Below are 14,757 nucleotides of genomic sequence, written 5' to 3'. Positions count from 1 at the left end.
GGCGGATCGGATGCTGGACGCCGGGCGGGCCGGGTCAGCCCGCCAGGCTGAGCCGGACCTCGACGTCACCGACTCCCGGCGCGGCCCAGGCGACACGTTCCGCCTCGTCCCGCTCCTTCCAGGACCGGACCTCGCCGCTGAGTACCACGGTCCCGCCGGCCACCTCGACGTCGATCAGTTCGGCGTCGAGGCCGGCCCGCCGGGCGAGGGCGTTGCGGACGTCCCGCTCGAGCTCCGCCGCCAGCACGCCACCGACCGGTCGTACCGTGATCAGGTTGGTCACGCCACGGACACCGGTGAGCCGACGTACCGCCCGCTCGGCGGCACGTTTCTGGAAACCCTGCGCGACCTCGCCTCGCAGGGTCAGCCAGCCGTTGGCGACGGTGACGTCGAGTTTCTCCACGGGTACGTAGGCGTCCCACTCCAGCGCCCGGCTCGCCGCCGTGGCGATGTCGGTGTCGGTCCGCTCCGCGTCACCGGGCAGGCGGACGATGATGTCGTTGGCCACCGCCCGGACGCCCCGGATCCGGTGCGTCGTCCGTTCCGCCGCCCACTTCTTGGCGTAGCTGTCCACCCAGCCGGAGAGGGTCGCGACGCCGGCCGCCACCGAGACGCCGATCTCGCTGGCCCGTACCCGGGCGTCCCAGGCGAGTTCGGCCAGCACGTCGTGCTGGATCTCGGTGTCGCGCCGGGCCATGCTCACTCCGGTACTCATCGCCGTTCCTCCCCCGGTGCATCGCGGTTCCCCCGGGCCCGTCGAGCCCGATCGCTGGCGCTGCAGAGCACTCCCCATGTTCACTCCGGCCCGGGTGAGCCGGGTTCACCCCGATCAGGTGAAGGCATCCGGCGCCGGGAAGTGCGCGGACGGGAACGGCGGCGAAGCCGGACGCGGACGGGGACAGAAAGGGAGCGGCGGGCGACCTGACCAACCCCCTTGGTCACGTCGCCCGCCGCTCTGGGAGGAGGCACCACTTCCGCGTACGGAAGATCGGCCCGAAAGCGTACGGCCTATCTCTAGGACGCTTCGGTAAGCGTCACGGTTGCCGTGGTCTGCGCCCCGTTCCGGGTGTAGGTCACCTGCACCTGGTCACCGACCTTGCCGGCCTGCACCGCGGCGACCAGGTCGTTGGAGTCGTTGATCTTCTTGTCACCGAACTGGGTGATCACGTCGCCCTGCTGGATGCCGGCCTTGTCGGCCGCGCTGCCCGGCACGACCCCGCCGACCAGTGCCCCGCCGTTCTCCGCGGGGTTGACCGAGACGCCGAGCGACGGGTGGCTGACCTTCTCGCCCCGCTGCAGGGCCTCGGCGACCGCCTTGGCCTTGTTGCTCGGAATCGCGAAGCCGACACCGATGTTGCCGGTGCCCTGGCCCGAGGTGGCGATGGCGGTGTTGATCCCGATCACCTCGGCGTTGGTGTTGATCAGAGCGCCACCGGAGTTGCCGGGGTTGATCGGCGCGTCGGTCTGCAGCAGGCCGGAGATCGAGCTGACGCCCTGCTGCGGGCGGTTGAACGGACTGCCCTGCTCGTCACCGCCGGCCTGGATGGTCCGCTCGCGGGCGCTGATGATGCCGGCGGTGACCGAGCCCTGCAGGCCGAGCGGGCTGCCGAGCGCCAGCACGGTGTCGCCGACCTGCATCGCGTCGCTGTCGCCGAACTTCGCGGCGCTGAGCCCGGAGACCCCCTGCGCCTTGATCACGGCCAGGTCGGTCTTCGGGTCGGTCCCCCGGATCTCGGCGGTGGCCTGGGTGCCGTCGGCGAAGATCACCTGTACCCGGTTGCCGGTCGCGCTCGCCACCACGTGGTTGTTGGTCAGGATGAAGCCGTCGGCGCTCATCACCACACCCGATCCCTCGGCGTTCGCGGTGCTGATCGAGACGACGCTGTTCTGCACCTGTGCGGCGATCTTCGGCAGGTCGGCCGAGTTGATCACCGGCGCCGCCGTGTAGGTCTTGGTGACACCGCCGCCGTCGTCGACGGCCAGCGCGATCGCGCCACCCGCGATGCCGGAGCCGACCATCAGGGCCAGTGCGGTGGCGCCGACCGCCACGAGCTTGCCGAGCCGTCCGGGTGCGTGACCCGGGTTGGCCGGGGTCGCCCAGGGCGGTGGAACCGGGCCGCCGTACGGCTGCTGCGGTGGCATCCCGCCGCCCGGCCCGGGCAGGCCCGGGTGCCCGGTCGGGTGGTGACCGGCCCAGCCGTGGTGCGGGTGCTGCGGGGCGCCGTGCGGCGCCTGCCAGGGGTTGGCCGGCTGGCCACCGGGCGGCAGCGTGTACGGCTGCGCGGCGCCGTACGGTCCGGGACCGTACGGCTGTCCGGAGGTGGGCGGCGGGGAGCCGTACCCCGGACCGGAGGTGGGCGGCGGGGTGCCGTACGCCGGGCCTGAGGCGGGCGGCGGGGTGCCGTACGCCGGGCCGGAGGCGGGTACCGGGGAGCCGTACGCCGGGCCGGTCGACGCCACCGGGGCGGTGGAACCGCTGTCCGTGGTGGCGGCGCCGATGCCCGGGGTGTCCGGGTCGGCGAAGCTGGTGCCGGGGTTGGCCGTACCGGCGTCGGACTGCCCGCGGTCGTCGCGGGGCAGCTCGGCGGTCTGGGCGTGGTCGTCCCGCGCCAGCTCGGCGGTCTGCCCGCGGTCATCGCGCGGCAGCTCGGCGGTGGGATGCGAGAGCTCGCGGTCGGCGTCTGCCGGCCGCCGCTGCGGGTCGGTCTCGAACTCGCTCATGCCCCTACCCTGCTCCCCTGCTCTGCGATCCACCTGGAACCCACCTGGATATTGCCTGGGAATCACTCTACGTCGATCGGATCGGCGTGACCCGGTTGTTCGGCCGGCCCGGACTCGGAACCCGGCTCGAGGCCCTCGTCGCTCTCCGCCACCAGCGGCAGCCGCACCCGGAAGGTGGCGCCGCCGCCCGGTGTCTCGTCGACCTCGACCGTGCCGTGGTGTCCGGCCACCAGGGCCGCCACGATCGCCAGTCCGAGTCCGGTGCTGATCCCGCCGCCGGCCCGACGGGTCCGCGCGGCGTCCGCCCGGTAGAACCGTTCGAAGACCCGCTCCGCCTGTTCCGGGGTGAGCCCCGGACCGGTGTCGGCGACCTCGATGACCGCATCGTCGCGGTCCTTCCGGAGTCGCAGGGTCACCGACGCCTCGGGGGGCGTGTGGGTGAGCGCGTTGGTCATCAGGTTGCCCATGACCTGACGCAGCCGGGCGTCGTCACCGAGGACCACGAGCGCTCCGGAGCCCGGTTCGATGTCCAGGGTGACCGACCGCTCGGGGGCGACCACTCGAGCCGCCTGGACGGCGTCGCCGGCCAGCACCGGCAGTTCCACCGGGGCCAGGGTGAGTGGCCGTTCCCGGTCGAGGCGGGCGAGCAGCAGGAGGTCCTCGACGAGCAGGCCCATCCGGGCCGCCTCGTCCTCGATCCGGCGGATCAGTTGAGCGGTGTCCTCCGGTGTGCCGACGGCTCCCTGTCGGTAGAGCTCGGCGAAGCCCCGGATGGTGGTCAGCGGAGTACGCAGTTCGTGCGAGGCGTCCGCGATGAACTGCCGCATCCGTTCCTCGGACCGGCGGGCCCGGGTCTCCGAGGTCTGGGCGGCACTGGCCGCGTTCCGGGCCGCGGCCTCCGCACTCCGCGCGGTCGACTCGGCGGTCCGGGCCGCCGCCTCGGAGGCCGCCCGGGCGGTGAAGGCCATCTCGATCTGCGCGAGCATCGCGTTCAGGGCCCGGGACAGCCGACCCAGTTCGGTTTTCGCCTCGATCTCCCCCAGTTCCGGGTCGGGCACCCGGCGGGACAGGTCACCTCGGGCGATCGCCGCCGCGGTCCGTTCGATCTCCACCAGCGGTTTCAGACTCGTCCTGACGATCGCCGCGCCGGCGGCCGCGAGGGTGATCAGGACCGAACCGCCGACCAGCACGTCGATCCAGACCAGTTCCTTGACCGCGAGGTCGACGTCGGTGAGGTGCTGCCCGACGGCGAGGTACAGCCCGTCCTGCAACTGCACGATCATCACCCGCCAGCGGTAGCGGTGGTCGGCCGAGCTGACGGTGAAGACGTCCTCGTCGGCGTACCGCTGGTACCAGCCCAGGTCCTGCAGCGTCCCCGGCAGGTTGCTGGTGGTCAGCGCCCGGTCGTCGTAACGCAGGCTGGCCTGGGTGCCGTTGACGAAGACCACCAGGTAGTCGGTGGGCAGCCCGCTGTTGCCGGTGGTCGGGTCCCGCTGGATCTGCTGGAACACGGTCTCCGGTTGGTGCGCGTAGCTGGCCAGCTCGTCGTCGATCTTGTCGACGAGATAGCTGCGCAGGAAGAACGCCGTCATCACGCTGATCACCACCAGCGCGGCGGCGACCAGCACGAGGACTGCGGCGACCAGTTTCACCCGCAGCGGTACGGCCCGGAGCCGTCCCTTCAGGGCGAGGGTCGCGTTCACGCCGCCGGCTTGCGGAGCACGTATCCGACCCCTCGTAACGTGTGGATCAGTCGAGGCTGGGTCGTATCGATCTTGCGCCGCAGGTAGGAGATGTAGGACTCGACGATGTTGTCGTCGCCCCGGAAGTCGTAGTTCCAGACGTGGTCCAGGATCTGCGCCTTGGAGAGCACCCGGTTGGCGTTGAGCATCAGGTAGCGCAGCAGCTTGAACTCGGTCGGCGAGAGCTGCACCCGCTTTCCGGCGCGGTGCACCTCGTGGGTCTCCTCGTCCAGTTCCAGGTCGGCGAAGGTCAGCCGGGACGGGGCGTGTTCACCCGTGGCGGTCCGCCGCAGCACCGCCCGGATCCGGGCGGTCAACTCCTCGAGGCTGAACGGTTTGGTGACGTAGTCGTCCCCGCCCAGGGTCAGGCCCCGGATCTTGTCGTCGGTCGCGTCCCGAGCGGTCAGGAAAACCACCGGGGTACGGGTACCACCCTCGCGGAGCAGCCGGATCACCTCGAAACCGTCGAGATCGGGCAGCATGACATCAAGTACGACCAGATCCGGTCGGCGCTCCTTGGCCGCGCTCACCGCCGCACTGCCGCTGGTCGCGGTGGCCACGTCGAAGCCGGCGAACCGCAGACTGGCGGAGAGCAGCTCGAGAATGTTCGGGTCGTCCTCGACCACGAGTAGCCGGGCCTCGCTCTGGGTTGTCGCTGCCATCTGGCCATCATCCGCGCCCGTGCTGCGGCCCGGCTGAGCATCCCCTGAAAACTGTCTGAGAGCCGGGTCGGCCGCACCGCACACTCACCGCAGGCTCGGCACAGCAGTCTCACAAGCTCGGCGCAGCAGCCCCCAGGATCAGCGCGGCAGCCCCGCAGGATCAGCGCAGCAGCCGGCGCAACCCGTCCAGTGCGCCGTCGAGCAGGCGGATCGCGGTGCGGAGTTGGGCGTCGCTGAACCGTCGGCTCCGGGCCAGCGCCTGAGCCTCCTCGACAAAACCGAGCAGCCGCCGCTCGAACTCGTCGCCCGGATCGGTCTCCCCGGCCGCCTGCGGACCGGGCGGACCGCAGGGGCGTCCGGTTCGGGGCACCCCGTCCCTGCCCGTCCCCCGCGACGGCGGGACCGGGGTCGACGGGATGTTCCGGACGGCCCGTCGGGTTTCCCGTGCCGCCGCCCGAAGCTCCTGCCGGAGGTCCCGGATCGACTCGCGTACCCCGGTCCGGATCTCCCCGGCCAGTCTGCTCAGGTCGGCCAGCGAGGTGTGGATCTCCACTTCCAGCGCGACCAGTTCGTCCGCCCGCTCACGCAGCTCCCGCCGTCCCCGCTCGGTGATCTCGTAGACCTTCCGACCGCCCGCCGCCTGGTGGGTGACCAGCCCCTCGGTCTCCATCCGCTGCAGTCGGGGATAGACGGTGCCGGCGCTGGGCGTGTACAGCCCCCGGAACCGCTCCTCCAACAGCCGGATCAGTTCGTAACCGTGCTTCGGCCCGTCGTCGAGGAGTTTGAGCAGATAGAGCCGGAGCCGGCCGTGTCCGAACACGGGGGTCATGACGACCCCGCTCCGTCCCACGCCGGCCCGGTCACCGGCTCGCCGAGGACGGGGCGGCGGCTGCCGTGGAGCCTCCACCTGGCCATGGTGTTTCTCCGTTCCGTCCCGGTTCCGCCCCCGGGCCCGGTCCGCCCCGCCGGGTTCCTGTTCGTGAGCCACCGCGCCCACTGGCGGTGCCCGGACACCTCCCGGGCCACCATAACGCGATACATCGCGACCCCGGTACTGCGACCCGCCTGACCCGGGCGGGTCTCGTGGACCTCTTCGACGAGACTGAGTACGGCGCCAGCCAGCGAGGACGTGGCTCTCCGCGACGAACCCGCCGCCTTCCGTCCCCCACCGCAAACGATCTTCACCTATGCTCCGCGCGTGACCTCCCCAGCACTCGACATCCGCGGTTTGGTGAAAACCTTCGGGACGCATCGCGCGGTCAACGACCTCGACCTGACCGTCCGCGCCGGTACGTTCCACGGCATCGTCGGGCCCAACGGCGCCGGCAAGTCCACCACCATCGGGATGGCGGTCGGACTGGTCACCCCGGACGCCGGGGAGATCCGGATCCTCGGCCACGACGCGCTCCGCGACCGGGGACTGACCCGCGCGCTGACCGGCGTGCTACCCGACGGCCTCGACTTCCCGGAGCGCCTCACCGGTGCCGAGTTGCTGCGGTACAGCGCCGGCCTGCGTGGGCTGGACCGGGTCGCGGCCGCCGACCGGGCCGCCGAACTGGTCGAGGTGCTCGGCCTCGCCAAGGGCGCCGGCACCCCGCTCGCCGACTGCTCCACCGGCACCCGCAAGAAGCTCGGCCTCGCCCAGGCCCTGCTGCACGCGCCCCGGCTGCTCGTACTCGACGAGCCGTTCGAGGCGGTCGACCCGGTCTCCGCGGCCACCATCCGCCGGGTACTGCGCCGGTTCGTGGCCGCCGGCGGCACCTGTGTGCTGTCCACCCACTCGATGTTGCTGGTCGAGCAGATGTGCCACGAGGTCACCGTGATTCATCAGGGCCGGGTGGTCGCCGCCGGGCCGGTCGCCGAGGTCGCCGCCGGCGGCAGTCTCGAGGACCGGTTCGTCGAGCTGGTCGGCGCCGACGCCTCCGGCAGTGCCGGCCTGGACTGGCTGACGGGGCCACGATGAGTACGTACCCGTTCGCCCCCGGCCCGCTGACCGGCACTCTCGGCAGGATCGCGGTGCCGGCCCAGATGCGCACGGCCATGCTGCGTCGCTCGCTGCGCGAGAATCCGGGACCCACGGTGGCCGGCCTGACCGGTCTGCTCGCCGCCGCCTGGCTGATCCGGTACGCGCTCCGCGGCGACCAGCACACCCTCGCCCTGCTGGTCGGGGCGTGGGTTCTCGGTTGGATCGTGTTGCCGCTGTTGCTCGGCGGCGGTCAGGGCCGGGTCCGCCCGGCCCACCTACGGCTGGAACCGATCGCCGGTCTCCCGGCCGCGATCGGTCTGCTCGCCGCGTCGGCGATCGGCATCGGCCCGGCCGTCTCGCTGGTGGCGCTCGCCGCGCTGCCGGTGCACGCCGCTCGGCACGGCGCGGCCGCGATCCTCGTCGCCGCCTCCGGCGCGGTACTGCTCTGGCTGCTCGGGCTGATCGGCTCGGCGATCGCGCTGGAGGTCGTCGGTCACGCCGGCGGGCCGGCCGGGGCGTTGCTCACCGGCATCTTCACCGGTACGGCGATGGGTGTCGCCGGGTCGCTCTGGGCGGTCTTTCCCTGGGTGTCGGTCCTGCTGGTCGGGGCGCCGGACGAGGTGGTCCGGGCGATGCGGTACGTGCCGAGCAGTTGGCCGCTCTCCGCCGTGACCGGGTCACCCGGCCGAGGAGCGGGAATGATGGCTGCCCTCGCTGGCGTCGTGGTGCTCTGCGCCGCCGCGTACATCCTGCTCGTCCGAAGGATGGTCACCACCGGCGTGCCGTTCCGGCCGCGCGGGACCACGGCGGCCCCGCTCCCCCGCCGCACCGACAGCGGGCCGGCCGGGCCGCGAGGGACCACGGCGGCCCCCTCGGCCGGAGTGGGGCGTGCGCAGTCCGGGTGGCTGGGATGGGTGCCGGCCCCGACCCGGGCGGTCGCGGGGCGCGAGTTGCGCGCCTGGCTGCGGCATCCGCTGCGCCTGCAGTACCTGGCGTTCGCGGTGGTGTACGGCGCGCTGCTCGCCGGAGCACCGCTGTTGTCCGACGTGGACCTGTTGCTGCCGTGGGCCGGGCCGCTCGCCGTGCTCGGTGCGGCGGCGATGTCGGCCGGGCTGGTCGGACTGGACGGCACCGCGTTGTGGCTGCCGTTCACGACGCCGGGTGGCGAACGTGCCGAGGTCCGTGGCCGGGCCCTGGCGTGGCTGGTTCTGGTCACCCCGATCGGGGTGCTGCTCACCGTCGCCGGCGTCGTCCTCGCGCCCGATGTCGACGCGCTGGTCGCGCTCGCCACCCTGCCGGCCCTGCTCGGCGCGGGCGCATCGGTACCGGTGTGGGTGTCGCTGCTGCGGGTGCGCCCGGCAGCCGACCCACGGCATCCCACCTCGGCCGACAACCCGACCGACATCGTCAGCGTGCTGGTCGCCACCGGGGCTGGGCTGCTCACCGCGGCGCCGGTACTCGCGCTGGCGGTCTGGGGCCCGCCGTGGGTGGCACCGCTGATGCCAGCGGTCGGGCTGCTGTGCGGTGCGGCGGTCTGCTGGGGCGGCGTCTGGCTGGCCGACGAACGCCTCGCCCGGCGCGGGACCGAGGTGCTCGCCGCGGCCGGCCAACGGAGCCGGCCCCCGGAAACGGTGATTCCGCTGAAGTGGGATGCGCAGTGGTACCGGGAGAACCGGGCGACGGCGTGGGCGCTGGCGCTGTTGACGGTGGGGTGGATCCCGGTGGTCCCGCAGGGGGTGATGGTGCTGGCCTTCGGGATCGACGGTGGCTGGATCGTGGCCAGTCACCTGGACGGGGGCGCGCGAACCGCGGTGGGGCTGGCAATGGTCGCGCTGGGCGGTGCGATGCTGCTCGCCGGTCTGGTGTTGTGGGGTCGCCGACCACAGCCGGGCAGCTCTCCCCACGCCCGGCCCGCCTCCGGGGAACCGGGCTAGGCAGCGTCTCTCGGATCATGGTTCGGTCCAGAGCAGGATGCCGGCGAGGGTGAGTGCGGCCTGGTGGTGCACGGCCGGTTTGTTCGTGCACATGGCCAGGCCGCGCCATTGTTTGAGCCGGTTGATGCAGCGTTCGGCGACGTTGCGTTGCCGGTGACCAATGCAGCCGAAAGGGACCTGACCTCGTACGTCTGCCGCCTCGCCCCGGGCACGGTGAGCCGGCCGGAGCTGGGGCTGCGGCTGGCCGGCACGGAGTGATAGCTTCCGAAACCACTTGCAATTTGCAATTGGTTCTGGAGGAACGATGAAGCTTCTTCTCACGTCGGCGGGCGTCAAGAACGCGAGCATCCACGAGGCGCTTCTCGGCCTGTTGGGCAAACCGATCGCCGAGGCCACCGCCCTCTGCATCCCCACCGGCATGTACGGGTCCCCCTGGGTCAAGCCGGCGGGCGTGTGGGAGTTCGTCGCCGGCAGGTCCGGGCAGCCGATGACCGAGCTGGGCTGGAAGTCGATGGGCGTGCTCGAGCTGACCGCGCTGCCAAGCATCGACCGCGACCACTGGGTGTCCTGGGTCGAGCAGGCCGACGCGCTGCTGGCCAGCGGCGGCGACGCCCTCTTCATGGCCCATTGGATGCGCGAGTCCGGCCTGGCCGCCATGCTGCCCTCGCTGCGCGACAAGGTGTGGGTCAGCTTCAGCGGCGGCAGCATGGCGATGGCCCCCCGCGTCGGCGACGACTTCATCGGCTGGAAGCCGCCGTCCGGCGCCGACGAGGCCCTGGGCGTCGTCGGCTTCTCGATATTCCCGCACGTCGACCACCCCGACCTGTCGGAGAACACCATGGCCGCGGCCGAACGCTGGGCCGCCGCCCTGCCCAACCCGGCCTACGCCATCGACGACGACACCGCCATCCGAGTCGTCGACGGCGCCGTCGACGTCATCACCGAGGGCCACTGGAAGCTGTTCGCCCCCACCGTCCCGGCCGACGGCCTCCCGGTGCTGGAGCTCGCCGCCCCCGGCCCCCTGCGCGACTCCGGCGTCGCCGCCATCCTCGACGGCACCAAGACGGCGATGACCGGCCTGCCCGCCCTCCACGAGTCCCTGCCCGCGGCCGGCGACCGCTTCTGCGTGGTCAACTCGAACGGCGATCCCGCCGCCGTCATCGAGATGACCCGCGTCGCCACCGAGCCGATCGGCTCTGTCACCGACGCCTACGCCCAGGCCGAGGGCCGCGGCTACCCCGACGCCACGGCCTGGCGAGCCGCCCACGAGGAGTTCTTCCGCAGCGACGTCGTCACCGGCTTCCTCGGCCACACCCCCGACCTCACCGACGACACCCCCGTCCTCACCCAGCGCTTCATCCTGGTCGGACGCGCCTAGGTTCGGTCATCAGCACGCCGTGTCCCCGACCACCAAGATCCGCGAGACAGAACCTAGGTCGGGGCCCACCCTCCCGGCGTGCCCCGGCCACCACCGGCCGTCCTGGATCCGCCGGCCCGACGGGAGGCGGAACCACCCGGAGACCGGTGCCGTGCCCCCGGCTACCCGACGGCCGCCCCGGCAGCCGCCCGCACCGCCGCCTCGGCGGCCTCGGCGAGCCGCCGCCGGCTCACCAACCTGCCGGGTCGCGACCGGGTGCCGCCGGACCGGCCGGCGAAGGCGGCCGGGTCGGAGGAGGTGGCCAGGTCGGAGGAGGTGGCCAGGTCGGAGGAGGTGGCCAGGTCGGCGGTGACGGTCACGGTCACCACCAGGTCCCGGAGCGCCAGCACCCGGCGTACCGAGTCGAGCAGGCTCTCGTCGGCCAGGAAGGCGGGCGCGGCGGTGGCACCGACGGACCCGGCCCGGTAGCTCAGCCGTACCGGCACCACCGGTACCCGCGCGTCGACCGCCGCCTGGAACATCGCCGGCCGGAACCGCCCAGACCAGCCGCACCCGGCGTCCGCCCGGGGCGCCCCGCACCAGGTCGTACCCTCCGGGAAGACCGCCACCACCGCGCCCGAGCGCAACGCCCCGGCGACCTGGGCCACCGTTTCCGGCAGGGCCCGGGGTCGGGTCCGGTCCACAAAGAGGGTGCCACCCCGGGCCGCGAGCGACCCGATCAACGGCCACCGCCGTACCTCGTGCTTGGCCAGCATCCGGGCTGGCGACACCGCGAGCACCGCGGGAATGTCCAGCCACGAGACGTGGTTCGCCACCAGCAGCGCCCGGTTCCGGGGCGGCTCGCCCCGGACCACGAGGGTCACCCCGACGGCCGCCAGCACCAACCGGGCCCAGCGCCGTCCGGCGGTCTGCCGCCCGGCCCGGGACAGCAGCGGCAGTACGGCCACCAACGCCGCACCGAGCAGGAGCACCCCCGACAGTGCGAGCACCCGGCCGATCTGCCGTGCCCTGCGGACCCGTGGTGTCCGAGCCGGGTCGGGCAGGCAGTCCGGCCCACAGGGCGACTCCGGTCGCCAGAGCGACCCATGGCCGCCCGGCGCCGCCACCTGCCGGGTCGAACCGGGAGACGGCGCCGCCGACCCCGCCGACCGGAGCGGCCCGGGCGGCGGGGTGGGACGGGCCCGATGGACGACCGTCACCGGTCCGGGCCGAGGAAGTGCCGGCGGTACCGGTCGGGCATCCGGTCGAACGAGAGCAGGACGTACAGGTCGGCGACGTCGAAGTCGGGGTCGTACGCGGGTTCCCCGCAGACCCAGGCGCCGAGCCGCAGGTAGCCGCGGAGCAGCGGCGGCATCTGCGCCCGGCCCCGGATCGCGACGCCCCCGCTCCCGCCCTCGCCGGAGGTTGCCAGCGCCGCCACCGCGTCCGGCTCGGCCAGCCAGGGACGGTGCGGCCGCAGCCGTAGCGGCGGCGGGGACAGGTGCCGCCGGGACACCTCCGCCCAGACCCCGGCCGCCATCACGCCGCCGTCCTCGAGCGGCACCGAGGCACAGCCGCCGAGCCAGCGCAGGCCACGCAGGTGCAGGTAGCGGGCGATACCCGCCCACATCAGGTTGATCACGGCACCGGACCGGTGCTCCGGAGCGACGCAGGAGCGACCGATCTCCACCAGGTCGTCCCGGAGCGGGGCGAGTGGCGAGAGGTCGAACTCCCCCTCGGCGTAGCGTCGGCCGGCCGCGGCCGCCCGGTCCGGCGGCAGCATCCGGTACGTCCCGACGACCGCCCCGCTGCGGTCCTCCGAGACGATCAGGTGGTCGCAGTACGGGTCCAGGTCGTCGATGTCCAGTCCGGGTGTCGGGGAGCAGAGCCGGGCCCCGAACTCGTTGACGAAGACGTCGTGGCGGAGTTTCTGCGCGGCGGCGACCTGGGCCGCACCTTCGGCGATCGACAGGGTGTATCCGCTGGTCGCGGTCTCCGGCCCAGCGGTGAGCAGAACGGCCATGGTGTCTGTCTAGGCGCCGGTACTGCCGTTGACGTGTCGGCCGCCGGTTGGCCGTGTGTCGATACGGTGAACGCTGCGGTCAGGGGGGCGCCCCCGGCTGCCGGGTGGGTCTGCCCACGGGCCGGGGCGGGAACCGGTGCCGGGGTCGGCCGGCCGGAGGGACCGTGGGGACGAGGTCGTCTGGTACCGGAGGAGGACGGACTCGTGCCCGGGGATGAGGCGGAGGTGCGGGATCATTCCGGTTGACCGTGCGTACCGCACCGTAAAGGCTGGGCCGGCGCGCGGCCGGCACACGGCGGCGTCGAACGAGGGGAGACAAATGTCCGACGGGCGACCAGGCCCCGCGGCTGGCAGCGGCCAGATCGTGGTCTCCGGACTCAGCAAGGTGTACCGCAACGTCCGGGCGGTCGACAATCTGTCGTTCACCATCGAACCGGGCCGGGTCACCGGCTTCCTGGGACCGAACGGCGCGGGCAAGACGACCACCCTGCGGATGCTGCTCAACCTGGTCACGCCGACCGCGGGGACGGCGACGATCGGCGGGCTGCGGTACGCGGACCTGACCGATCCGGTACGGCACGTGGGTGCGGTGCTGGAGGCGTCGAGCGCGCACAAGGGCCGGACCGGCATCAACCATCTCCGGGTGATCTGCGCGGCGGCCGGCCTGCCGAAGCGGCGCGCCGACGAGGCACTCGAAATGGTCGGGCTGACCCCGGCGGCGCGGCGGAAGTTCAAGGGCTACTCGCTCGGCATGCGGCAGCGGCTCGGCATCGCCGCCGCGATGCTGGGTGATCCGCAGGTACTGATCCTCGACGAGCCGGCCAACGGGCTCGACCCGGAGGGGATCCGCTGGATGCGCGGTTTCCTGCGCAACCTCGCCGTGCAGGGGCGTACGGTGCTGGTCTCCAGCCACCTGCTCTCCGAGATGCAGCTGCTCGCCGACGACGTCGTGATCATCGCGGCCGGCCGGTTGGTCCGGCAGGGCACGGTGGAGACCGTGGTCGGCTCGATGGCGGGCAGTGCCCGGATCCGGGTACGCACCCCGCAGGCCGACGAACTCGTCACCGCGCTCAGTGCGCAGAACGCCGAGGTGGAGCGGGCCGGGGACGGGACGCTGCTGGTCAGCGGTGTGGACGCGCCGATCGTCGGCCGCGCCGCCCTGGCCGCGAGCGTCGAACTGCACGAGCTGACCACCGAGCGCCCCGACCTGGAGGGCGTCTTCCTGGAACTCACGTCCGGAAAGGCGGCCATCCGATGAGGCTGATCCGCGCCGAACTACTCAAGATCCGCAGCACCAACACCTGGTGGGTCTTCGCCCTGATCAGCCTGCCGCTCTGGGGCATCACGCTCTTCTTCAACTACTTCCAGTCGCAGTTCCTGGTGGACCCGGCGAGTGTCGGCGCGCCGGAACCCACCGGGGAGCAGGCCGCCCAGCTCGAAGTGCTGGCGGATCCGCTCAACATCGCGGCCAACCTCTACACCAACGGTCAGCTGCTCGGCCTGCTGATCGTCCTGCTGCTCGGCGTCGTCGTGGTGACCAGCGAGTTCGCCCACCAGACCGCCACCACCACGTTCCTGACGACGCCGCACCGGACGGCCGTGGTGCTCGGCAAGCTGGTCGCGGCGGCGGTGCTCGGCGTGCTCTTCTGGCTCGTCACCACCGTGCTCAACCTGATCGTCACCCCGCTGATTCTCAACGGCTTCGACCTCGGCAACCAGCTCGACCAGTCGGCGGTGTGGCAGGCCATCCTGCTCAACGGGCTGGCGTACCTGCTGTGGGCGATCTTCGGGGTCGGCTTCGGGGTCCTGATCCGCAGCCAGATCGGCGCCACGGTCACCGGGATCCTGCTCTACCTGGCCGGCTACATCGGTGCGGGGATCTTCCTGGCCCAGCTGTCCCAGCGGTTCGGCGACTGGATCAACAACCTGCAACTCCTCGTCCCGTCGCTGGCCTCGCAGTTGATGGCGACCGGCACGGACCTGCCGGGCAGTCCGCCGCGCTGGGCCGGCGCCGCGGTCATGATCGGGTACGCGGTGGTGACCGGCGTGGTCGGCACCCTGATCGTGCGGCGGCGGGACATCTCCTGAACCCGCGCGTCCCCGGGCGGTCGGCCACCCGTGCCGACCGTCCGGGGCGACGGTCGGGAAGCCGTCGCACCGCTGGCAGGGACGGCTCCGACAAGCCCACACGCAGGGTGTTCAGCCGGCTTCCGAGCGCAGGGTGGCGGAGAACTCTCAAAACCTGTGAAACGCGACACGGGCCCGATGCGACAATGCTGACGGTTAACGCACGGCGTAGCCTTGGACCCGTCTTTCGACTCAGCCCCCCGGACGGGTGGCAGAAACCGCGTG

At 72.5% G+C, this 14,757-nt stretch carries 11 protein-coding genes and 1 pseudogene; 5 read left to right on the top strand and 7 right to left on the bottom strand.

Translation table 11 applies throughout. The annotated features are described in order from the left end of the window. Positions 1-34: 34 nt before the first annotated feature. The 5 genes and pseudogenes from ABGB05_RS12905 to ABGB05_RS12885 form a co-directional block, all read right to left on the bottom strand. The gene (locus tag ABGB05_RS12905; protein WP_347653487.1) at positions 35-715 is read right to left on the bottom strand and encodes a BON domain-containing protein; all 681 of its coding nucleotides are present in this window, start codon (positions 713-715) and stop codon (positions 35-37) included. 299 nt (positions 716-1,014) lie between these two features. Beyond that, a complete protein-coding gene (locus tag ABGB05_RS12900) occupies positions 1,015-2,721 on the bottom strand; it encodes a trypsin-like peptidase domain-containing protein (RefSeq protein ID WP_347653486.1) in 1,707 nt (568 codons plus the stop codon). A 152-nt stretch (positions 2,722-2,873) separates the two neighbouring features. Beyond that, positions 2,874-4,424: pseudogene (locus ABGB05_RS12895) on the bottom strand (HAMP domain-containing sensor histidine kinase); the annotation flags it as partial. Continuing rightward, entirely contained in the window at positions 4,421-5,125 is a 705-nt protein-coding gene (locus ABGB05_RS12890; protein ID WP_101369786.1) for a response regulator transcription factor, read from the bottom strand. The pseudogene ABGB05_RS12895 and the gene ABGB05_RS12890, both read right to left, overlap by 4 nt. A 160-nt stretch (positions 5,126-5,285) precedes the next feature. Continuing rightward, the gene (locus ABGB05_RS12885; protein ID WP_347653485.1) at positions 5,286-5,954 is read right to left on the bottom strand and encodes a PadR family transcriptional regulator; all 669 of its coding nucleotides are present in this window, start codon (positions 5,952-5,954) and stop codon (positions 5,286-5,288) included. Between the two features lie 369 nt (positions 5,955-6,323). Here ABGB05_RS12885 and ABGB05_RS12880 point away from each other — a divergent pair, with 369 nt between their 5' ends. The 3 genes from ABGB05_RS12880 (at position 6,324) to ABGB05_RS12870 (ending at position 10,403) form a co-directional block, all read left to right on the top strand. After that, complete coding sequence (locus ABGB05_RS12880) at positions 6,324-7,088, top strand: ABC transporter ATP-binding protein (protein WP_347653484.1); 765 nt, start codon at positions 6,324-6,326, stop codon at positions 7,086-7,088. Beyond that, entirely contained in the window at positions 7,085-9,025 is a 1,941-nt protein-coding gene (locus ABGB05_RS12875; protein WP_347653483.1) for a hypothetical protein, read from the top strand. Before ABGB05_RS12880 ends, ABGB05_RS12875 begins: the two co-directional genes overlap by 4 nt. Positions 9,026-9,329: 304 nt before the next feature. Continuing rightward, entirely contained in the window at positions 9,330-10,403 is a 1,074-nt protein-coding gene (locus ABGB05_RS12870; RefSeq protein ID WP_347653482.1) for a Type 1 glutamine amidotransferase-like domain-containing protein, read from the top strand. Positions 10,404-10,564: 161 nt separating this feature from the next. On the opposite strand, the gene ABGB05_RS12865 is transcribed toward ABGB05_RS12870, so the two are convergent. Further along, complete coding sequence (locus ABGB05_RS12865; RefSeq protein WP_347653481.1) at positions 10,565-11,392, bottom strand: lysophospholipid acyltransferase family protein; 828 nt, start codon at positions 11,390-11,392, stop codon at positions 10,565-10,567. Between the two features lie 206 nt (positions 11,393-11,598). Then, entirely contained in the window at positions 11,599-12,405 is an 807-nt protein-coding gene (locus ABGB05_RS12860; RefSeq protein WP_347653480.1) for a GNAT family N-acyltransferase, read from the bottom strand. Positions 12,406-12,724: 319 nt separating this feature from the next. Between ABGB05_RS12860 and ABGB05_RS12855 the strand changes: the two genes are divergently transcribed. After that, positions 12,725-13,663, top strand: a complete 939-nt coding sequence (locus tag ABGB05_RS12855; RefSeq protein ID WP_347653479.1) for an ABC transporter ATP-binding protein — start codon at positions 12,725-12,727, stop codon at positions 13,661-13,663. Then, the gene (locus ABGB05_RS12850) at positions 13,660-14,493 is read left to right on the top strand and encodes an ABC transporter permease subunit (protein ID WP_347653478.1); all 834 of its coding nucleotides are present in this window, start codon (positions 13,660-13,662) and stop codon (positions 14,491-14,493) included. The genes ABGB05_RS12855 and ABGB05_RS12850 overlap by 4 nt, the downstream gene beginning before the upstream one ends. Positions 14,494-14,757: the final 264 nt, after the last annotated feature.

Origin of the sequence: Plantactinospora sp. B5E13 (assembly GCF_039871775.1) — a bacterium.
Lineage (GTDB): Bacteria > Actinomycetota > Actinomycetes > Mycobacteriales > Micromonosporaceae > Plantactinospora.
Note: the sequence above shows the minus strand (reverse complement) of the source record. Positions and strands in the feature narration are given on the sequence as shown.